General features: G+C 54.9%; 18 protein-coding genes. 10 read left to right on the forward strand and 8 right to left on the reverse strand.

Translation table 11 applies throughout. From position 1 onward, the window contains the following. Positions 1-159 precede the first annotated feature (159 nt). Both EUZ85_RS23115 and EUZ85_RS23120 read right to left on the reverse strand, forming a co-directional pair. Positions 160-501, reverse strand: a complete 342-nt coding sequence (locus tag EUZ85_RS23115) for a DUF3135 domain-containing protein (RefSeq protein WP_041598539.1) — start codon at positions 499-501, stop codon at positions 160-162. Positions 502-967: 466 nt separating this feature from the next. Next, on the reverse strand, positions 968-2,926 hold the full coding sequence (locus EUZ85_RS23120; protein WP_127972369.1) for an AarF/UbiB family protein: 1,959 nt from the start codon (positions 2,924-2,926) through the stop codon (positions 968-970). 298 nt (positions 2,927-3,224) lie between these two features. Between EUZ85_RS23120 and EUZ85_RS23125 the strand changes: the two genes are divergently transcribed. Then, positions 3,225-4,001, forward strand: coding sequence for an SDR family oxidoreductase (locus EUZ85_RS23125; protein ID WP_127972371.1), 777 nt, complete (start codon positions 3,225-3,227; stop codon positions 3,999-4,001). A 12-nt stretch (positions 4,002-4,013) separates the two neighbouring features. Here the strand turns inward: EUZ85_RS23125 and EUZ85_RS23130 are convergent, their stop codons facing one another. Next, positions 4,014-5,303: an MFS transporter gene (locus EUZ85_RS23130; protein WP_127972372.1), complete on the reverse strand. Its 1,290-nt coding sequence runs from the start codon at positions 5,301-5,303 to the stop codon at positions 4,014-4,016. A 400-nt stretch (positions 5,304-5,703) separates the two neighbouring features. Here EUZ85_RS23130 and EUZ85_RS23135 point away from each other — a divergent pair, with 400 nt between their 5' ends. From EUZ85_RS23135 to EUZ85_RS23150, 4 genes are all read left to right on the forward strand, one after another. After that, positions 5,704-6,252 carry a hypothetical protein gene (locus EUZ85_RS23135; RefSeq protein ID WP_127972373.1) on the forward strand — a complete coding sequence of 183 codons (549 nt, stop codon included), beginning with the start codon at positions 5,704-5,706 and terminating at the stop codon, positions 6,250-6,252. Between the two features lie 143 nt (positions 6,253-6,395). Continuing rightward, positions 6,396-6,737, forward strand: a complete 342-nt coding sequence (locus EUZ85_RS23140; protein ID WP_127972374.1) for a hypothetical protein — start codon at positions 6,396-6,398, stop codon at positions 6,735-6,737. 350 nt (positions 6,738-7,087) lie between these two features. Continuing rightward, on the forward strand, positions 7,088-7,654 hold the full coding sequence (locus EUZ85_RS23145; RefSeq protein ID WP_241566837.1) for a hydrolase: 567 nt from the start codon (positions 7,088-7,090) through the stop codon (positions 7,652-7,654). Positions 7,655-7,792: 138 nt separating this feature from the next. Beyond that, positions 7,793-8,686, forward strand: coding sequence for a D-hexose-6-phosphate mutarotase (locus EUZ85_RS23150; protein WP_127972377.1), 894 nt, complete (start codon positions 7,793-7,795; stop codon positions 8,684-8,686). A 1-nt stretch (position 8,687) separates the two neighbouring features. On the opposite strand, the gene EUZ85_RS23155 is transcribed toward EUZ85_RS23150, so the two are convergent. Further along, positions 8,688-9,290, reverse strand: a complete 603-nt coding sequence (locus EUZ85_RS23155; RefSeq protein WP_127972379.1) for a hypothetical protein — start codon at positions 9,288-9,290, stop codon at positions 8,688-8,690. A gap of 205 nt (positions 9,291-9,495) precedes the next feature. Between EUZ85_RS23155 and EUZ85_RS23160 the strand changes: the two genes are divergently transcribed. Then, complete coding sequence (locus EUZ85_RS23160) at positions 9,496-10,344, forward strand: HDOD domain-containing protein (protein ID WP_127972381.1); 849 nt, start codon at positions 9,496-9,498, stop codon at positions 10,342-10,344. Then, complete coding sequence (sthA, locus tag EUZ85_RS23165) at positions 10,341-11,741, forward strand: Si-specific NAD(P)(+) transhydrogenase (protein ID WP_127972383.1); 1,401 nt, start codon at positions 10,341-10,343, stop codon at positions 11,739-11,741. The genes EUZ85_RS23160 and sthA overlap by 4 nt, the downstream gene beginning before the upstream one ends. A 21-nt stretch (positions 11,742-11,762) precedes the next feature. On the opposite strand, the gene EUZ85_RS23170 is transcribed toward sthA, so the two are convergent. The 4 genes from EUZ85_RS23170 to EUZ85_RS23185 all read right to left on the reverse strand — a co-directional run bounded on the left by EUZ85_RS23170 (position 11,763) and on the right by EUZ85_RS23185 (position 14,575). Continuing rightward, positions 11,763-12,005, reverse strand: coding sequence for a DUF2164 domain-containing protein (locus EUZ85_RS23170; protein WP_127972386.1), 243 nt, complete (start codon positions 12,003-12,005; stop codon positions 11,763-11,765). 19 nt (positions 12,006-12,024) lie between these two features. After that, positions 12,025-12,912, reverse strand: coding sequence for a DMT family transporter (locus EUZ85_RS23175; RefSeq protein WP_127972388.1), 888 nt, complete (start codon positions 12,910-12,912; stop codon positions 12,025-12,027). An 8-nt stretch (positions 12,913-12,920) separates the two neighbouring features. Continuing rightward, a complete protein-coding gene (locus EUZ85_RS23180; RefSeq protein ID WP_127972390.1) occupies positions 12,921-13,820 on the reverse strand; it encodes an acyltransferase in 900 nt (299 codons plus the stop codon). Between the two features lie 161 nt (positions 13,821-13,981). Then, positions 13,982-14,575, reverse strand: coding sequence for a DNA-3-methyladenine glycosylase I (locus tag EUZ85_RS23185; protein WP_127972392.1), 594 nt, complete (start codon positions 14,573-14,575; stop codon positions 13,982-13,984). A gap of 384 nt (positions 14,576-14,959) precedes the next feature. On the opposite strand from EUZ85_RS23185, the gene EUZ85_RS23190 reads away from it, so the two are divergent. The 3 genes from EUZ85_RS23190 (at position 14,960) to EUZ85_RS23200 (ending at position 19,089) form a co-directional block, all read left to right on the forward strand. Then, positions 14,960-15,448 carry a DUF4112 domain-containing protein gene (locus EUZ85_RS23190; RefSeq protein WP_127972394.1) on the forward strand — a complete coding sequence of 163 codons (489 nt, stop codon included), beginning with the start codon at positions 14,960-14,962 and terminating at the stop codon, positions 15,446-15,448. Between the two features lie 5 nt (positions 15,449-15,453). Continuing rightward, positions 15,454-17,265 (forward strand): ABC transporter transmembrane domain-containing protein, encoded by a 1,812-nt coding sequence (locus EUZ85_RS23195; RefSeq protein ID WP_127972396.1) that lies wholly within the window; start codon positions 15,454-15,456, stop codon positions 17,263-17,265. A 90-nt stretch (positions 17,266-17,355) separates the two neighbouring features. Further along, a complete protein-coding gene (locus EUZ85_RS23200) occupies positions 17,356-19,089 on the forward strand; it encodes an ABC transporter ATP-binding protein (RefSeq protein WP_127972398.1) in 1,734 nt (577 codons plus the stop codon). Positions 19,090-19,095: the final 6 nt, after the last annotated feature.

The following is a 19,095-nucleotide window of genomic DNA, read 5'->3' on the forward strand; positions in this document are numbered from 1 at the left end:
TTCACTCCACATCAGCTGGCAGGTGGAGCGGCAGTTTACCCCAGGTGTTTTGAATGCACGAGTGGAGACCGCCGGAACCGGATAAAACGCATAATTACGGCGTTGCGATCAGTTAACGCCGAGAAAGCAATCCATTGCGGGAGAGAGAAGCGCCTGGGATCAGGCTCGACTGCGATAGTCTTCGAGAGAGATAACTTCGGCATTGGAAACCGGGGCGGCTTCCGCCTCAGCCAAGGCGAAGTCATAACGCTCGTTCAAGCAGTAACGCAGCTCCGCCAGGGACTCATGCATTAACTGACTGATCTTGATGCATGCCGCCAAGGGGGTCTTGGCTCTGGCGCGGGTCATATCGACCTTGAACTGAAGTCCACGCAGCTTGCGCTGACAGTCAGTCCGGGCGGAGGTGATGATGTACTCCACCATCTCTTCTCTTAGCGCTTCCAATGCTTCAGGCCTTTGTTTGGCCATTTCAAGCAGTTCATCAAAATGTGGAAGTTCCATTCTAAGCTCTCTTACTACACTACAGCCTGATTCGGCTTTCATACTACCCAGCGGCTTTTTGTTACTACTCAGCAGCCACCTGCTGAAAAGCGATAGGCTCTTAAGCTTCAAGCTGGTCTCACCCAGCGCTCAAGACATGGACCCAACCAGAAAAAGCCACACCTTATTTTGTTCAATTTTTAACCATACCTAGATAGTACAAGTCTGCTTTTGACCTGTACACATAAAATGCATTCTACCAGAAAAAAATGGCATGTTACATTGTGTAAAATTAGTTATACCTGTGTAAATAAAAGGCTTTATATACAAGCCGGTTAGCATAACAAGCTAAGGCTGGCAGGTAGATAAACAACCTAAGTGGTCTAGGAAAGATGGGGAAAAAGGCAGGCGCCTGTTAGAAAAAATGTGAGGTAAGACACACTTAAAGACTCGCTCTCAGCGCTGTTTGAGACCTCATATGGGGCACTCAGGCTCGGCTAATCAGGCCGCGCAAGTTCTTCAACCGGCTTTGCACACGGTCACGAACCAGGCGATAAGGAAACAATGTAACGCCGAACCCCAGATCCATAAACAGCTGAGAGCGTGGAGCCTGCTCGTACATGCTCAAATAAGCGCCAGCCATAGCGGTGATGGAACGGCTCAGGTGCAGGTAGTCGCTTTGAACGATAATTCCCAGTTGATAGGTATTGGATAGCAGGTGCATCACTGTTTGCAAACGACGCTGAACGCCTGTCACGCCCTCTTTGTACAACTGCGTCAAAGCATGAACGCCCAGTGGCGTAACCCCTTTCTTCTTCAGTGTTTCCGTCAAGGCGGCGCGTATAAACTCTCTGCGGCGACGGTTGTCTTCCGGGTGCGTGCTCATTTCAATTAGTGCGTGAGTGAGTCGCTCCACATCCGCTGTCAGCGCTCCATAGACATAATCCCAGACTAACGGCCACTTACCCCGCATATCCACCACATTGCCCCAGTCGATCAGAAACAAGCGGCCTTCAGGCGTCACCATGATATTGCCCGGATGTAAATCACCATGAAACTCTTGATACACAAGGACGTGCTGCAAAACGGTGAATAGAAAGCGCTCCGCGACTTTCCGGCGCAGGTCTTCCTTTTCCTGTCCCGCCACTTCCCGTAGCAAACGATCCACTGACAGCGCCGTCTCCAGATACTCCATCTCAATAATGCGCCCGGTAGCGGAGTATATTTGCGGTACGGACCAACTATCGCTGTCCTGAGAGCGGCGATAAAAACGTTTTTGTATCGCCGCCTCGTCCTCAAAGTTCAGCTCTTGTTCGAACCCTCGTGTGAATTCTTTAACCTGACGGGACATTGCCTCCAAAAACGGCAGCAGTTTGGTGTGAGGCGCCCAGTACTGACTTGATATCAACATTAGTTCCAAGGCCAGCGCGCCCATCTGAAACTCGCGCTCAAGATTATGCCTGGATACCTTCACGACAATCGGAACCAGCATTTCGACGCCATCCCGGCGCACGGGTTTCTTCGCCACATATACCGAGCCAATGGAGCCTGAACGCAAGGGATTGGCGACATCAAAGCCGAAATATATCTCGCCCGGAAGCTTGCCGTAGCATTCCAGAAACGCCTGATTCACTTCCTCCGCCGTCATCGGCTGCACGTCTTCCTGAAACACTTTCAGCTCAGTGGCGATTTCTTCCGGCAGGAACTCCGCATTCGCAGCGGCTACCTGGGCCATTTTGATAAACAAAGGGCCGAACTCGCGCACCATTTTCGCCACGATCTGCGCCTGCCCGGCGAAATCACGCGGATCGGTTTGCAGGAAGGGCTTGATATAACGGATAGCTCGGATCTGTCGACGCAAAATCGCCAGATCGCTGCGCAGCACCCTCGCCTTTTGCGCCATTTCGCCGATAGCGAGGTTATTCACATGTCGCAAATGTTTGATGCGATTGATGATATCCACCAGCAGCGGCTCATAGGCGCGCAACACGGAGCGGATAATATCCAGGTTGAGCTCCACCAGTCCTTTCAACTCCGGCGCGCTGATCAACTCATGGAAGAACTGCCAGAACTCATTGACGATAGCCTCGGGAATCTCCACCGGGCTTCGCGATACAGTCTGTTTGACCAGAAACTGAATCAGACCTTCAGTCGTCTCTTCATTGGGAATCAGTTTGTACTTGCGCAGATACCCGGTCAGGGCCTTGGATTGTTCAGAGATGGGGTGCTGGTAGAGGGCTTCGAATAACAGATCCAGCTCGCGGGCCAGTTGTTCTCTGTCAACGAGGTCGTCGCTGAGGATCAACTGGCCGATGGGAAGGAAGGATTTCGGCAGTTTTACCGTACTGACCGCAAACTGGCCGGCCCCCCGCAACACCCGGTCAGTTCGTTGCTTTAAAACCGGAAAGTTAATCTCGATGAACTTCTTTGGGTCCGATTCACTCATGTGGGCGCCAGAGCCTGATGCTGTCCATAGTTGTTTATGAAGTCCGATAAGCTCCAAGCTTATCAATATCATTCGAGGCAAAAAAGCAGTCTAGCATTTATCCACAGGGCGAATAGATAAAGTTTGATGGAGTTGGCCAAATTGAAAATGACCAACGGTCATTTGTACTGATAGACTGCTATTCGATGCTTAATGGGCGTACAAAAACAGCCCTCAGCCTCACACCAAGACTCAGGCTTACATCAAGGTCACGCTGGAATCTGACAAATATGCATAACACAAGACAGGGGTTGGAATTATGAGCGCGAAAACTGTATTGATCACGGGCGCCTCCTCCGGTATTGGTCTGGCGCTGGCGCGGGTATTCGCCCGCAATGGCTGGAATCTGACCCTGGTCGCAAGACGCAGCGACAATCTCGAGCGTCTGGCCGCAGAGCTGAAAGAACAATATGCAACCGACAGTCAGTGCATTGGCTTTGACCTGACCGCTGATAACGCCGCGCGGGCGCTGTACGACGAAGTGCGTTTTCGCAACTTGCGGATAGACTGTCTCGTGAACAATGCGGGACGAGGATATTTTGGCTCATTCATCGAGCGCGACTATCAGCTGGAAGAGGAAACCATCTACCTCAACGTGACCGTGCTCACTTCGCTCTGCAAACTGTTTGGCCGCGACATGGTGGAGCAAGGCGGCGGTCGCATCCTGAATATCGCTTCCATCGCCGGTTTTATGCCGGGCCCCAATTTCGCGGTATACCACGCCACCAAAGCTTATGTGCTATCGCTGTCACGGGCGATTCACGCTGAACTTAAATCACAGGGCGTCACTGTCACCGTATCCTGCCCCGGACCCACGGAAACCGAATTTTTCGACAAGGCGGGAACCGGCGTACTGAAAGCGATGGAGTACATCCGCCGCATGCCAGCGGAAAAAGTGGCGGAGCAGGCTTACGAAGCGACGCTGAAAGGCAAGCCCGTCGTGGTCCACGGGATGCTCAACAAGATGATGGTGGAGTCGCCGCGTCTGGTCCCGAAGAACTGGGTCGCGCCTGTCGTGAAAAGCCTGATGCGATAGTCTCCGCTCCCACTATTCAGCGGGAGCCTCTTTCAATCTGCGCCACTCTCTGACCGCGTCCGGGTCCATGCGGAAGTAATGCAGGACCTGAGACGCCACCAGCAGACTGATCCCCCCTGCGGCGATAAACAGTCCGTCATAGCCCAGCATCTTGGCGACGAAGCCGCTGAATACGCCCGCCGCGCCGGAAATAATCACCTGAATACAGGCTTGCAGCGTAAAGTCCGCGCCTTCATGTTCTTTGCGGCAGTAATGCATCATCATGGCGAACAAGGCGACATTCGCCATGCTGTCGACTATCTGTTCGAAAATGGCGACCGCCAGCACAACCGGCATTTCCGTTGCGCCGCCGCTGACAATGGAATACATCGCTAACGCCAGAGCCTGCAGCAAAGACAGCGACACCAGGCAGACCCTTGGACCAAAGCGGTCATAAAAACCACCGCCGGCGAAAACCGCCGCCACGCCAACCAGTGAGGACATTAGCGTCACCACGCCCACGTCAGACAGCGACATGCCTTTGTCCACCAGCATGGGTTTGATCATTCCGGAAGCCAGACTGTCCGGCATTTTGAACAGCAGTAGCACAGCCACCCAGTAGATCATGCCGGGTTGGCGCAGGAAAGACAGGTATGTGTTGAGAATCAGCGCCAGACTCACCGGCGACTTAATTCTCCCATCCTGATGTCTCTCATCCGTCTGCGAGACATCGCCTAAGGGACGCTCATCGAACAGCAGGATAGGAACCAAACAACAAACCAGGATCGCCGCCATACTATAAAGGCTCAAGCCCCAGCCTATCTTATCGATGGCCATCAAAAGCAGACTGGCGCTGACGATCATACCCACTTTATAGCCGCCGACCTGGAGAGCATTCCCCCACCCGCGCATAGGCGGCGGAAGCAGTTTCACCGCCAGTCCATCCGTCGCAATATCCTGAGTAGCCGCGCCAAAGTTTAAGCACACCAGAATCAGCATGAAAAGCAGAATCCCCCAGGCGCCAAGGTGGCCCGGATGCATCGTTCCCAACCAAAGTAACAACCCGCTGACCACGCCAATGGCCGTAATGATCCAACCTCTATGCAGCCCCAGCTGGAGCAGGTTGTAACGATCCACCCAAGGCGCCCATAAAAACTTCAGTACCCACGGGAACGCCAGCATTTTGATCAGACCGATATACTCCAACGGAACGCCATGCTCCCGCAGCACCGGCGGAATCACATGCACCATCAAACCTGCGGGAAAACCTTCCGCAAAATAGAGACTTAACAAAAGCACAGAATGAAAGGGCGTAAAGCGCATGAGTTATTAAACGTCATTGGATTTAGGGTAGATAACGCGACTCTTATTATACCTGCAGGATGCCGCATCATGGCGCACAGGACACTTTGATCCTGAGCGGAAAATCTACTTATACACGGTTGCAGACATCTATCGTAGCGCTCGAGGAAAAACAAGAAATTTTCGTGAGACACTGCACGACCTATTCCATAATACTGATTTGGGGCGGAACAAATTTTAGCTACGATGCCACCTGATACCTTTAAATATGGAGGTTAACTCTTTTAACGCACGGGAGTCTCTGGGACATCACAACCCACCATGTTCTTTTGAACTACAACTATATGCGCAAAATTCGAGCGAACGCAGATCTTTGGTAGTTTTTCGCATAGCTCTTTAACTAGCCTTAAGGGTGAATGTAATGGGATTACGATATATATTTTGCGGCGGCACAAGAGAGAAAAATGCAGACGGAAGCATAAGACAGTTAGGCGTTGCTCATAATAGTGCATTTGAGTTCGCTGCCCTTAATGTAATAAACGACTATAAATCAGGAAATATCAATAAAATAAAAATAACCAATGCCGCAGACATGATAAACGCTCTGAACAACAATCAGATATCTTCCGTAAGCTCCTTAGACATACTTTGCCACGGAACGCCATACTCGCTCAATTTTTCTGAAAATGAGAATGAGAATTGTGGTTTGATAACAGGGTTCTTCGCAAAAACCGGGCTCGCCTTCTACTATTCCTCCTGGGAAGATGGCATCTACTCGTTTTCTGACGACAGCAGATATGTTTCAGATATAAATTTCAAAGTTTTTACTGAAGATGCACGAATCCAAATACATGGTTGCAACACAGCCAGGGGATCTATGCCTGGCGATACTCTGACCATCGCCTTATCTAAAGAGCTATATCAAGCTGGAAAGACCAAGTCGTATGTCATTGGCCATACCGACAAATAAAATCCAAATATAAACGGCGCAAAAACGACTGTTAGGCAACAAGACTACAGGCATGGGGAGAGGTCAGTGTACTCAAATGGAAATCTGATTCATACTACACAGATCTCAGGCGTAATCACCCATGAAAGTATTCAGAAAATACTATGAAAAAGCTACTCATTATTATATTAATAGCACTGCCCATTATCACATACAAACTTGCTTTTTCATTACAGGGAGAAGAGGTAAGCATAGAAGCAACTTACCTACAACTTGCTTGTGAAAAATGTTACCACATGGAGGTAATTTCCTCTTCAAACGCGGAATTAATTGGAAAAACGATCATCCCGACCTCTTCCGTATTGAATATAGAGAATATATTAGCCAACAATCTGACTCCTACATCTAAAGTGTGCTTAAAAGGAAAACCCTACCTTTGGAACCCTAACTGGGGGAATATTGATCCTGACGGGATTAGGTTTAACGTTATATCCCAATGCAATTAAAGCTAGCGAACCTTTAGGGCCTGCTGGATTTTGACATCGTCATATCAGCAACCTATAGAAAACTACCATGTTTTCACAGAGCGACAAGACCAGACTGAACTCCCGATAATTCGAACCAGGGGACGAATGGCGCCGATAGCATAGTGACAAAATCTGGCTTCATCTCCTCTACCCCAAGCACTTCGCTCCTATCCTGCGCCTAAGCCGTTCCCAGGGGGCTAAACCCGGATGCCCCCAGCGCGAGCAAGGGATATACTCCTATCATGACGCCGTGAGATTTTATTTCGGCATTCAGGACTGCGTCCGCACTATGTCCGTACTACGTCCGTACCGATTTCCAAGAAAGGAGAATGACTGTCATGACCGCCGCCTACCAATGGCTTGAAGCGAAAGACTGCGTACTGGTTCTGGTGGATATCCAGGGCAAGCTCGCTCAGCTCATGCACGAGAAAGAGAGACTGTTCTCTCAGTTGCAACGCATGGTCAAAGGCGCGTTGTTGTTTGATATTCCCATACTATGGATGGAACAACTTCCAGAAAAGCTCGGCTCCACCATTCCAGAAATCACCGAGTTGCTCCCAGACCTGCGTCCGATTCCCAAACACGCGTTCAGCTGCTACGGCGAGCCCCGCTTCGTGGAAGCGCTGCAGAAAAGCGGCAGAAAGCGGGTGTTGCTGACGGGCATTGAAAGCCATGTGTGCGTCTATCAATCCGCCTATCATTTGATTGAGGCTGGATATGACGTCACTTTGATCAACGACGCCATATCCTCCCGCGACCCCGCCAATCGCGAGCTGGGTTTGCAGCGCATGCAGGCGTTGGGCGCGACGCCATCCAGCGTGGAAATGGTCCTGTTTGAACTGCAGAAAGAAGCCGCCGGCGAGCGCTTCAAACCGATGGCGCAGTTATTCAAATAACGCGTTTCGGATGGCTGATCGGAGACGTCTATCTCTCTGATGACAAAGCGGATTAAACTGACGATTATAAAAAGACGACTCAGCAGGCGGCGCGCCCGGTGGTAAGCGTTCCGCCTCCTATTAGAGGTGGTGATTGATATGAGCCAGAACCATGACGCAGGGATGTACGACTCAGTGACGATTAAACACGTCGGCGACCTTGACCTGATTGAAATCGAGCGCCCTGAGTGCTCCGCCAGCCTGACCCTGCAGGGCGGCCAGTTGATCAGCTATGCTCCCCATGGCGAGCATCCCGTTTTATGGCGCAATCCAGACGTGGCGTATCAAAAAGGGGAAGCCGTACGTCAGGGCGTCCCCATTTGCTGGCCCTGGTTCGCCTTTCTGGAGCGCAATGCGGACCCCGTGCGCAACAGTTTCCCGATACAGGAAGCCCCCGCTCACGGCGTAGCGCGCAATGCGCTATGGCGTTTGTTGAGCATTACTGAAGAGGAAACCAGCACCACCATTGCTTTTGAGCTGAACGCCGAGCCGTTGGGCCTGAAAGCGGTGGTCACTTACCGGTTGGGCGCAGTAATGAAAATGGAGCTGCAATCGTTCAACCTGTCAGATCAGCCCAAGCACCTGAGCTGCGCTTTGCATACCTATTTCGCCGTGTCGGATATTCAGCAGGTCAGCGTGCTGGACCTGGACGACCTGCCCTACATCGACTCGCTGCGCGGGTGGAGCCTGCATAAGCAGGACGGCCCTCTGCACATCACAGAGGAAGTGGATCGCATTTACTACGATACGCCGGCGATACTGCGCATTCATGATAAAAAGTGGGAGCGTTTCATCGTCCTGGAGTCCGCCGATAGCCGTTCCGCCGTGGTATGGAATCCCTGGACCGAGAAGAGTAAACGCCTGTCCCAGTTCTCGCCGGACAGCTACAGACAGATGCTGTGTGTGGAGACTGGGAAGCTGCTGAACGACTATATCGAATTGGAGCCGGGCCAGAGCCACACACTGGATCTGACCCTGTCATCCCGTCGTTAGATCAGGGAGTGACGGTATCCGCGCCTTGCGGATGCAGGTTCTTTGAATAGCTCATCGCCTGGAACGCCAGCTCAAAGCTGGCTTCCAGCTCGTCTTTCTGGCTGAGGAAGTACTTACACTCGGTTTCCACATCGCCTTCCTTCAACTCGTTCTGGAACTCCCATTTGAACTTCCAGTACGCGTCTTCAGCGTTGTATTTGCGGTCCGGGTGGTTATCCATTTTCCTGACGATGGCGACCAGGTTAGCGCGTTCGCCTTCAATACCGCACAGATCATAGGCGGCGGAGGCCAGGGCCAGGGCTTTCACGGATTCATTGAACAAGTTGTCCACCGCGGACAGCACCGCATCGGACTCGCGCTTGATCTGTTCCGCCAACTCCTGGATCTGCTGACGCTCAGCAGAAGCGTCCTCACCATTGCTCACTTTGACTTCCAGTTGAGTCAGCACCTGTTCACTCATATTTTCTCTGGAAGTTTTGCCGTCGGAAAAGGACTTGGAAATTTTCTGCAGATCCTGACTGGCCTTTTCCCTTTCTTGCTTGGAAGCCGTCATCAGCGCCTCGAATCTGCTTCCGTCGCCGTTGTCCGTTGAACATCCAGCCATACCGCCAGCCATAGTGAAAGTAAGGAGGATCATTATGAAACGAAGCACAGGCATCCATCACCTTTATAATTAAAAACAGAAGCATACATAATCGGACACAGCAAGCAAATAATCCATCCGGCCCCTGAACGGGGTTCATTTCCAAGCGCAATCGGCCATGCATAGTCTACACTGAAAAATAAATAAAACATGGAGTTAGTCACCCGTGCCAGATACCCATTCCTCCGCTGATCCATTGACCCAGGAGCTGGATTCCCGCATCCAGGCGGGCAACCTGGATATTCCAATGCTGCCGGAAGTGGCGCAGAAAGTGATCGCCATCACCAACAACCCCGACTCCGGCGCGTCCGAGCTGGTCAAGGTGATTCAGGGGGATCAGGCTCTGGCGGCGCGGGTGATGCGTATCGCCAACTCCGCCGCTTATTCTCCCAACGCCTCCATTGTGTCCTTGCAGCAGGCCATCGCCCGCCTCGGCATGGTGTCAATTCGCGACATCGCCCTCGCCGCCTCCATCAACGCCCGCATGTTCAAGGCCCCCGGCTATGAAGAGCGCATCGGGGCCATGTGGCGCCACGCCCTGGCTACTGCGCTTTGGTGCAAGGAAATCGCCCGGCGCACGCGGATGAATGTGGAAGCGGCGTTCCTGTGCGGGTTGCTGCACTCTGTCGGCAAACCCATCATGCTGCAGGAGACCCTGGACGTGGCCGGATCGGAAGGGCTGCAACCGGAACTGGATCTACTGCTGGAGATCGTCGACGAGCTGCATCTGGACGCCGCCCGTTTGGCGTTAGAGCACTGGCGCATGCCGGAACTGATCATCGACGCGGTGACCCATCAAGACAATTACCAAGAGGCGGGCAACGGCAAGGATCAGGCGAAATTAATCCGCGCGGGTAAGCAGTTCGCTTCCCATTTCCTGTTTGATGAACCGGACAAAGACACCTTGCTGGCCTTGCCCGCCATGGCGGATTTGAATCTGTACCCAGATGAAGTGGCGGAACTGTATGAACAGTCCGAGACCGTGAATCAGGGACTGGAGGCCATGCGCGCATGAGCGACTTCGACATTATCGTCATTGGCAGCGGCCCCGCCGGTCAGAAAGCGGCGGTGCAGGCGTCCAAGGCCGGCAAACGGGTCGCCCTGGTCGAGCGCGACGCCCTGCTCGGCGGCGCCTGCGTGCATCGCGGCACCATCCCCAGCAAAACGCTGCGTGAGAACGCGCTGCGCGTCAATAACATGCGCAAAAACGCCGCTCTATTCCGATTCAAGCTTAGTGAAGATCTGGAAATGGCGACGCTGATCGATCGCCTGGATGACGTCATGAAATCCCATGACGAATACATGCGCCGACAGATCGACCGTAACGCCATCAAGCGCATTCACGGCCGCGCTCGGTTTCTGAGTCCGAATGAAGTGGAGGTGACCTCCGTCAGAGGCGAAAAGCAGGTGCTGGCCACGGACTATGTGGTCATCGCCACCGGTTCCTTCCCTCGTAAACCGGATCACGCGCCAATCGATCATGAGAATATCTTCGACAGCGATTCCGTGCTGTCCATGCTGTATCTGCCGAAAAGTCTGGCGGTGCTGGGCGGCGGCGTTATCGCCAGTGAATACGCCTCCATATTTCAGGCGTTGGGCGTGCGCGTGATCATGATTGATCGCTACCCCCGACCGCTGGGCTTCCTCGACAAAGACCTGACCGACAACTTCGTCAACTCCTTCCAGGACATGGGCGGCGTGTGGATGGGCGACAGCGTGGTGAAACGGGTGTATTTCGATGGCGTCAACGACGTGATCACCGAACTGGAGGACGGCCGCACCATCATCACCCAGAAATTACTGTGCGCCGCCGGCAGAGTGGCCAACGTCAAGGATCTCGATATCGTCAACGCCGGCCTGGAGCTGGACGAACGCGGCGTGATTCCGGTAGACGATCAATTACGCACGCGGGTGCCGAATATTTTCGCCGCCGGCGATGTCATCGGACCGCCGTCACTGGCTTCCGCCTCCATGGAGCAAGGCCGCCGCGCCGCCTGCAACGCTATTGGCCTGGAAGTCGGCAGTATGCCGGAGATGATTCCCGTCGGTATCTACGGGGTGCCGGAGCTCTCTTCCGTGGGGATGAGCGAGCAGGAAGCGCGCAAAGCGCATGGCAAGATCATCGTGGGACGAGCGCCGTTTGCGGAAATCGCCCGCGGTCATATTTCCGGCAATCAGGACGGCATGCTGAAGCTGGTGTGCGACGGTGAGGGACGCCGGTTACTGGGCGTACAAATCGTTGGCGAGGAAGCCACCGAACTCATACACATCGGACAAATGGCGCTGCTCTCCAAGTCCGACGTAGATATTTTCGTGGAGAGTATCTTCAACTTCCCCACCCTGGCGGAAGCTTACCGGGTGGCGGCGCTGGCGGTCATCGGTCAGCGCGCCCGCCGCAACAGCGTCTACTGAAACAGCCGCCTTGCGGACGACTCAGTCCGCAGGCGCCTGCTGCAGTTCATACAGCGCATCGCTGATGTTCTCCACCTGCATGCGAATGATATTTTCCGCTTCGTCCAGGGCTTTGTTGTAGGCCCGGGGGCCGATTTCCCGCACGAAAAAGTCGATAAGAAACTCCGCCTGAAAACCGCCGATCTCCTGATCCAGTTCACTGGCGAAGTAGTCTTTCACTTTCACAACGAGTTGCTGTTTTTCATCCCGGGTCATTTCAATCATTCGAGGTCTCTCCTTTGTCTCAGCGCATCAATCCCTTAAACGCCATTCGCGCCGCACGCCAGCGATTGATCAATAGCGCGGAGAATATCAAGAAACAGCCCAGCATCTGCATGCCGGACATGGTTTCTCCCAACCATAGCAAAGCCATCAGGGTGGTGAATACCGGCTCCATGGTCATGATCACCGCCGCATGGCTGACGGGCGTCAGGCTCTGCGCAAAGGTCTGCAAAAAGAAACGCAGACTGGTGGCGATGACGGCGCTGGCGGCCACCCATCCCCAGATGCCGGCGCTGACCTGCTGGGGCCACTCTTCCAACGCCAGGGACAGTCCCGAGGCCGTGACGCCGACAGTCAGTAACTGCACCGTAGTCAGGGCGATGACCGGCACTTTCGCAGACATGTGGGTATTCAAGGTGAAGTTGAGCGAAAACAGCACCGCTGAAGCCAGAAAAAACAACTGTCCCAATCCTGGATGCAGGCCGTTGCGCAATGACAGCAACGCCAGCCCGCAAGTGGCGACCGGTAGCGCCAGCCAGGTGGCGAGCGCCAGTTTCTCCCCGAAGATAACGCGAGACACCAAAGGCGCCAGCACCATGGCCAGACTGGTGATGAAGGCCCCTTCCCCCACATGATCACCGTAGAATAGCCCGGAGATCCACAGGCACATGGCGGCGGCGAACAGTACGCCGGTGGACAGCGCGATCCGTAACTGCTTTGCGGACAGCGACATCAACGCACGACGCCCCACCGCCGCCAGAATCACGCCGGCGCAGAAAAAGCGTATGCCGATGAACAACAGGGGCGGCAACCCGGCCAGCGCTTCCTTGGAGAAAATCCAACCGGCTGCGGCCAATAAGGTGACTAACAGCAGCAAAACATCCGCTTTTAAGTGACGGGACTGCGACACAGGCGGACTCAGGCTTGCTTTGACTGATTAAGCGCCGCCAGTTTGGCGTCTTTTTCCCGCCATAACGCCGTCATCCAGTCTCTGAACTCCTGTTTGAACGCTTCATCGTCAACATTGCGACTTTTCAACGCTTCAGGAATGGTGATACGACGAATATACATTTCCACCGCCGGCACGCGTCCGCACATAAAGTCCCGCAGACGCGGCGCGCCGCCGGGATAGTGAATAGTGATGTCCACCATGGTGGGAATGTATTCCCCCATAGCGCTCAGGACAAAGGCCACGCCGCCCAGTTTAGGCTTCAACAGATACTGATAGGGAGACTGCTGGCGTTCGTGCTTGCGTTTGGTGAAACGGGTGCCTTCGACAAAGTTCATCACGCTGACTGGCGTCGTGCGGAATTTTTCACAGGCTTTGCGCGTGGTTTCCATGTCCTTGCCTTTCAGCTCGGGATGCTTGGCGATCTGCTCCGGGGTGTGCCGACTCATGAAAGGAAAGTCCAGTCCCCACCAGGCCAATCCAATGACGGGCACCCAGATCAGTTCTTTTTTCAGGAAAAACTTAAGAAAAGGAATGCGTCGGTTAAGCACGTGCTGCATGGCGAAAATATCCACCCAGCTTTGATGGTTGCAGACCACCAGATACCAGCCCTCACGCTGCAGTTCCTCCAGGCCTTCCACCTTCCACTGAGTGCGTTGAGTCAAAGACATCCAGCCGCTGTTGCAGGCGATCCATGCCTCGGAAATCAGGATGATCAGGCGGGTGCAGGCCTTACGCCATGCGGGAATGGGAATGATCAGTTTGAGTATGGCCGGGATGTACAGCAGCGTACACCAGAAAATTGTATTGATCGCCAGGGACAATGAAGCCAGGCAGCCGACGATGGGGGCTGGCAGAAAACTCAGCATAAAAAGCTCCGGACAACGATTGGATTAAAGGCGCCGCAACGCCTTCAGCGGGCGACCGTTTCGGCAAGGGCGCCCAAGATAACACACCTGCGCAGCGCGGACACCGAGCGGGAATGCAATTTTGCGCCTTCCCGCGTTGCGCCGCCGCAACGCCCACCCCCTTAAAGACTGAATTTCGCCGCCAGCTCTGCGCACTCGCGATGCTGAGGGCAGAACGTCATATGGTCATTCACCATCCCCACGGCTTGCATGAAGGCGTATACGATGGTGGTTCCCACGAAGGTGAAGCCCGCCTTTTTCAGCGCCTTGGACATGGCGTCGGACACGTCCGTACTGGTGGGCGCCTGCTGCATGGACTGCAGGTGATTGACGACAGGCTGGCCGCCTACGAAATCCCAGAGAAAATGCGAAAATTCAATACCCTGGTCTCTGAGCGCCAGATAGCCGCGCGCGTTCTTGATAATAGACTGGACTTTCAAGCGGTTGCGCACAATGCCTGGGTTCTGCAACAGGCGCTCAACATCTTCTTCGGTGAAGCGCACGATGGCTTCCGGGTCGAAGTCCGCGAAGGCTTCCTCATAATTATTCTGTTTGCGCAGGATCGTAATCCAGGACAACCCCGCCTGCTGACCATCCAGACACAACTTGGCGAACAGCTCCTGAGAGTCCTTCACCGGTCGTCCCCAGACATGATCGTGGTAGCTTACATATTGAGGATCGTTCCCACACCAACTGCAGCGCTGCTCGGACGCCATACCGGTCTCCTGTTATTCTTGCTCTTGTTTATACTTACACATGTTTATACTTACACATGTTTATGCTTACACGCGTTTATTCTTACGCTCGTCGATTAATCGCCGCTTGCGCCCGGGCGTTCACCTGAGCGCTTTTGCGCACTATTCACCTGAGCGCTTTCGCGCACTATAGGTTGTAGCTGCGCCCATCTGACGGAGCGCAATGGTAAATGCTAAGCGGCTGATAACCCGCCGTATTGTGCCGTCGCCCACGCCAAAAGCAAACCACTGAGAAACGAAAAACACGGTTGCCAGCGGCGACTTATCTCCGCACAATGGCTATCTTTGCGGCCCACCGATGGACGCAGCAGGATCGCGATTATTACGATGGATTTGCATCTTCCTATGTCTGAATCAACGCCTCACGCGCCTATTTCCGCCGAGCAGCGCGCAACGCTGACCCGGTTGCGGAAGCTTGCCTATCGCCTGGACTCCCAGTTCCGCATTCCGGTTGTAGGCGTGCGCGTCGGCTGGGACTCCCTGATCGGCCTTGTGCCGCTGGTGGGAGATATTGTCGGCGGTTGCCTGTCCTTGTACCTGTTGTGGCAAGCCTGGCGCATCAAAGCGCCGAAAAGACTGCTGATGCGCATGCTCGCCAATATCGGCATAGAGGTGTTCGGCGGCGCAGCGCCGCTTATCGGCGACGCCTTTGATATTTATTGGAAAGCCAACCAGCGCAACATGGATATGCTCGCCGCCTATCTGGAAAAGCAGATCATGCCTGCGCCGCCCAAACGTCGCACGCCCTGGCTCTGGATCAGCCTGAGCGTCGCGCTGCTGGTTGCCTTCCTTATCTACTTGCTCAGCACCCCTGAGCCGTTTAGTTTCAGTTAAAGCCAATGAAAATATTCTGGGAATTGCGGGGATTTTTCCTGCGCAACTGGCCGCCCTATCTTGCGGCGGTGATTATGCTAACACTGGTGGCGCTGTTGCTGATGCTGCCGCCTCATTTGGTCGGAACGCTGGTGGACCGCATCGCGCAGCAGACGCTGGATGCGGATTACCTGATGCTGACAGTGAGCGAACTGCTGGGGCTGGCGGTGTTGATTTATATTTTCCGCGTGCTGTGGCGGATTTTCCTGTTCGGCGCGTCTCACAAACTGGCGGCGGAAACCCGGCAGGATTTGTACCGGCACTGGACCACCATGTCGCCGCAGTACTTCCGCAAACACACCACCGGCGACCTCATGGCCCACGCCACCAATGATGTCGAAGCCCTGCAGATGACCGCAGGCGAAGGCATTCTGGCCGCTTTCGACGGCCTGCTGACCGGCGTCATCGTGCTGGCGGTGATGATGATCACCCTGAGCTGGGACCTTACCCTGGTGGCGCTGCTGCCTTGGCCGATCATGGCGATCTTCATGTATCAGTTCGGCCGCAGCCTGCATACCGGGTTTTCGGATGCGCAAGCCTCCTTCGGCGCATTGACGGAGCTGAGCCAGGAAGCAATCTCCGGCATTCGCACCATCAAAGCCTATGGTCAGGAGGACGCCATGGCGCGCCAGTTCGCGGCAACTGCGGAAACCGCCACCCAGGCTTACATGAAAGTGGCCGCCACAGACGCCAAGTACGAACCCACCATCGTGCTGACCATCGGCGCGTCGTTCCTGTCCGCCGTCACCTATGGCGGCTGGCTGATTCACCAGCAAACGCTGACGTTGGGCGAGCTCACCAGCTTCACCATGTATCTGGGCTACCTGATCTGGCCCATGTTCGCGTTCGGCTGGATGCTGAATATCGCCGAGCGCGGCTCCGCCGCTTACGATCGCATCAAGCGTTTGCTGGCGGAGGCGCCGCAGATACCCGATACCGGCGAGCTGACATCCCTGTCGGACACGTCTCTGCAAGTGGCCATTGACGAATTTCATTACCCGGATCAGGAACCCATGGCGGGCGACGCAGAACAGAACAGGATTTCCATACAGGCGGCGCTGCAGGACATCCACTTTCATCTGGAGGCGGGAAAAACACTGGGAATCACCGGGCCAACCGGATCAGGCAAAACCACACTGATCAAGCTTCTCCTGCGTCAGTACGCGTTGCCGACAGGGTCAGTGGCCTGGGGCGGCGAATCTGTGGAGCGCTATCAACAGGCGGCGTTTCGCGCCCATATCGCCTACGTGCCGCAGGAGCCATTCCTGTTCTCCACCACAGTGCAGGAGAACCTGTCCCTGGGGCGTCCGGAAGCAAGCCGCGAAGAAGTCGAAAAAGCGGCGGGGCTCGCAGCCCTGCATGAGGATATCGAGTTGTTCCAAAACGGCTACGACACGGTTGTCGGCGAACGTGGCGTCACCTTGTCCGGCGGTCAGAAGCAACGCCTGGCGCTATCGCGGGCCCTGCTTATCGAAGCGCCCGTGCTGATCCTGGACGACGCCCTCTCCGCCGTAGATACCGGCACGGAAAACCGCATCCTGCAACACCTGAAAAAAGCGCGCCGCGACACCACAACCATCATCGTTTCGCATCGCCTGTCCGCTCTGCGTCACGCCGACAAGATTCTGGTGCTGGACCAGGGGCATATTCGAGAACAGGGCAATCACAGCGAACTGGTGGCGCAGGCCGGCTGGTACAGCCAGATTTATGAACTGCAGCAAATCGAGCAGGATCTGGACCGGGTTCAGCCGCAAGACACCGTCGGGCAACAAGAGTAACCGCTGAGTTAGGCAAGATTGCCCAACGTCGGTTTGCGCTGGCGGGTTATTGAATTATCGAATAAACAAAATACGGGGTTTGATAGGTTCATGCAGTGGCGGGTGTTTAAACGGTTGTTAGCCGCCAGCGCGAGCTGGAAGAAATTATGGATGGGCGGCTGCGCCATTCTGTTGCTGGCCACAGCGATGGATGTCTTGGGGCCCTACCTGATCAAGCATTTCATTGACGATTATCTGTCGCATGGACGTTACCTGGATTCAGGCTCCGTGCAACTGTTCGTATTCTACGTGGCGTCATTGCTGGTGGGGTCTCTGGCGCACTACGGCGCGCCATTGGTGTTCAGTCGCATCGCCCTGCAAGTGGTGGAGAAGCTGCGCAAAGACGTGTTTCACAGCGTGCTGTCGCGTCCGGTGTCCTATTTCGACAAAAGCGCCACCGGCGCGCTGGTGTCACGCTTGAGCAACGACACTGAAGCCGTAAAAGAGCTATTCCTGAATGTAATCGCCAACTTCATCACCAACGTGGTGCTGGTCACCGGCATTTTCATCATGATGGCCGTACTCGATTTCCGCCTCATGCTGGTGTGTCTGGCGTTGATGCCATTAGTGGTGGGCGCCATGGTGATGTATCAGCGTCTCAGCACGCCCATGTTCCAGCGGGTGCGTGCGCTGCTCAGCGACATTAACGCGCAGTTGCACGAGTCCCTCAACGGCATGCCGATTATCCAACTGCTGAATCAGCAAAAGCGTTTCAACGAACGTTTTCGCAGCACAGTGCAGGAACATTTTCGCTGGCGGGTGAAGAATGTGAAGCTGGACGGTCTCATGCTGCGCGCCCTGATCGACATGTTCTCCATGGCGACTCTGGCCTCCATCGTGTACTTCTTTGGCGCCCAGTCTCTACAAGGCGCCGTGGAGATTGGCGTTTTGTACGCTTTCATCAGCTATCTGGGCCGCTTCGTCGAGCCACTGATCGAGCTGACCCAGCGCCTCAACATCATGCAGCAATCCCTGGTGGCCGGGCAGCGGGTATTTGAGCTGCTGGATACAGAGCCAGAGCGCTACGACGGCGTCGGCCAGATCAAGGACGGCCGCATCACCCTGCGCAACGTCAATTTTAGTTATAACGGGGAAACTCAGGTATTGCAGGACGTGTCTCTGGATATTCCCGCCGGCGGCATGCTGGGCGTGGTCGGACGCACCGGCAGCGGCAAAAGTACGCTGATGCAATTGCTGATTCGGTTTTATCCGGTCAAGCAGGGCGAAATCCTGATCGACGATCAGCCGCTTAACGCCATCTCCGCCGCCAGCCTGCGTCAGGATGTGTGTCTGGTGGAGCAGGAGCCCTTCCTGTTCCAGGGCTCACTGGCGGACAACCTGCGCCTGGATCGCAACTACAGCGAACAGGAAATGATCGACGCGCTGACCAAAGCCGGACTGCAAAGCATGCTGCAACGCCTGCCGCAGGGGCTGGCCACGCCTCTTGGCGAACGCGGCGGAAGGTTGTCCAACGGTGAGCGTCACTTGGTGGCGCTGGCGCGAGCGTTACTGCGCAAGCCCAAAGTACTGATTCTCGACGAGGCGACCGCCACGGTGGACAGCGAAAGTGAAGCGCGGGTGCAGCAGGCGGTTAACCGGCTGCACGGCGAGGTGACGCTGATAGTCATCGCGCACCGCCTGTCCACGATCCGACATGCCGACAAGATCATCGTCCTGCATCACGGCAAGCTGGTGGAAGAAGGCGACCATCGTCAACTGATGGCGCTGGAGGGGCTGTATCAGCACCTGTACAGCATTCAAACGGCGCACCTGCTCGCCGACTAAGGGCTT

Source organism: Hahella sp. KA22, from assembly GCF_004135205.1.
In the GTDB taxonomy this organism is placed as follows: domain Bacteria; phylum Pseudomonadota; class Gammaproteobacteria; order Pseudomonadales; family Oleiphilaceae; genus Hahella.

Bases quoted from the DNA above. Each gene is read 5' to 3' on its own strand.
- EUZ85_RS23115 (WP_041598539.1), bottom strand. From the start codon at position 501: ATGGAACTTCCACATTTTGATGAACTGCTTGAAATGGCCAAACAAAGG.
- EUZ85_RS23120 (WP_127972369.1), bottom strand. From the start codon at position 2,926: ATGAGTGAATCGGACCCAAAGAAGTTCATCGAGATTAACTTTCCGGTT.
- EUZ85_RS23125 (WP_127972371.1), top strand. From the start codon at position 3,225: ATGAGCGCGAAAACTGTATTGATCACGGGCGCCTCCTCCGGTATTGGT.
- EUZ85_RS23130 (WP_127972372.1), bottom strand. From the start codon at position 5,303: ATGCGCTTTACGCCCTTTCATTCTGTGCTTTTGTTAAGTCTCTATTTT.
- EUZ85_RS23135 (WP_127972373.1), top strand. From the start codon at position 5,704: ATGGGATTACGATATATATTTTGCGGCGGCACAAGAGAGAAAAATGCA.
- EUZ85_RS23140 (WP_127972374.1), top strand. From the start codon at position 6,396: ATGAAAAAGCTACTCATTATTATATTAATAGCACTGCCCATTATCACA.
- EUZ85_RS23145 (WP_241566837.1), top strand. From the start codon at position 7,088: ATGACTGTCATGACCGCCGCCTACCAATGGCTTGAAGCGAAAGACTGC.
- EUZ85_RS23150 (WP_127972377.1), top strand. From the start codon at position 7,793: ATGAGCCAGAACCATGACGCAGGGATGTACGACTCAGTGACGATTAAA.
- EUZ85_RS23155 (WP_127972379.1), bottom strand. From the start codon at position 9,290: ATGGCTGGATGTTCAACGGACAACGGCGACGGAAGCAGATTCGAGGCG.
- sthA (WP_127972383.1), top strand. From the start codon at position 10,341: ATGAGCGACTTCGACATTATCGTCATTGGCAGCGGCCCCGCCGGTCAG.
- EUZ85_RS23170 (WP_127972386.1), bottom strand. From the start codon at position 12,005: ATGATTGAAATGACCCGGGATGAAAAACAGCAACTCGTTGTGAAAGTG.
- EUZ85_RS23180 (WP_127972390.1), bottom strand. From the start codon at position 13,820: ATGCTGAGTTTTCTGCCAGCCCCCATCGTCGGCTGCCTGGCTTCATTG.
- EUZ85_RS23185 (WP_127972392.1), bottom strand. From the start codon at position 14,575: ATGGCGTCCGAGCAGCGCTGCAGTTGGTGTGGGAACGATCCTCAATAT.
- EUZ85_RS23190 (WP_127972394.1), top strand. From the start codon at position 14,960: ATGTCTGAATCAACGCCTCACGCGCCTATTTCCGCCGAGCAGCGCGCA.
- EUZ85_RS23195 (WP_127972396.1), top strand. From the start codon at position 15,454: ATGAAAATATTCTGGGAATTGCGGGGATTTTTCCTGCGCAACTGGCCG.
- EUZ85_RS23200 (WP_127972398.1), top strand. From the start codon at position 17,356: ATGCAGTGGCGGGTGTTTAAACGGTTGTTAGCCGCCAGCGCGAGCTGG.